The 1,041-nt window shown below is 62.1% G+C and carries 1 protein-coding gene; it reads left to right on the forward strand.

Annotated features, from left to right (window positions below; translation table 11 throughout):
• Positions 1-631: 631 nt before the first annotated feature.
• On the forward strand, positions 632-1,041 hold a 410-nt coding region (locus A5791_RS17725), incomplete at its 3' end, for a glycosyltransferase (RefSeq protein WP_197504721.1).

Here is a 1,041-nt window from a genome sequence, read left to right on the forward strand (position 1 = left end):
CGAAGATCCTAGCGCTTCACTAGTCGTGCACGTTCTGGTGAAATAAAGCTCCAGCCCGTGGTCTCGAGGCTCAGCTGACGGGCAGTGTAGCCCGGTACCCTCGCTGCCGACCCGAAACTTGGAAGTAGGCAAACGGCACTTAAGCGCAGGTAACCCGCCTCGGCCAGGTCTCGCTGATGTCGGCGTCGAGCGAATCGACCGTCCGTGCTGGACCGCATCTCGCGCGATGCCGTCACTTAACGGAGCGCCATCAACCTCGGGCTGCTCGTCCGGTTATCTACGCCGCTCCAACACCGTTGAGACACAGCACTTCCGGCCGATGCGATGTCATTCCCGGCCACACGAATCACGCCGGCTGGCTCAATCGTTGTGGCCGAGGTTACCAATTCGCTTTGGCTTGTGGGCCGAGCGAGTCACGTCGCCGCTGCCGATCCTCAGAGCAAGCCGCCAACGCAGCCGATCCGGGGTATTGCGCCGCGAATTCGTGCCGCATCGCCCCCAGATACCGCCTGCTGTGCAACCATTCGTCGGGTAGGAACGGTCGGCCGAACTACTGCCCGGGAAATCGGTGACAGCCGCTAGACCTGAGGTTGCCTACGCGCACGACAGCTGAAAGGCAAGGATCCCTGCGATGAAATTTGTGCTGGCATGCTATGGGACTCGCGGCGATGTCGAGCCCGGCGCCGCTGTGGGCCGTGAGCTGCTGCGTCGAGGGCATGAAGTGCACATGGCCGTCCCGCCCGACCTGGTTGCGTTCACCGACTCGGCTGGGCTCGATGCCGTCGCCTTCGGGCCGGATGCGGGGACGTGGCACGACCTACACCGCGACTTCTTGATGCACGTGTTCCGCAACTTCTGGAAGATCCCGGAGCTCATCAGGTTAGGGCGCAAGGATTGGGAGTTGTTCACCCAGTTTTGGGAAGAGGCCAACACGACAGTGATGTCGCTGGCGGACGGGGCAGATCTGCTGTTCACCGACGCCGGTTTCGATCGTCCCGTTGCCAATGTCGCGGAGTATTACGACATTCCGTTGGCCATGCT

The sequence above is a fragment of the Mycobacterium sp. 852002-51163_SCH5372311 genome, from assembly GCF_001667115.1.
Classification (GTDB): Bacteria; Actinomycetota; Actinomycetes; order Mycobacteriales; family Mycobacteriaceae; genus Mycobacterium.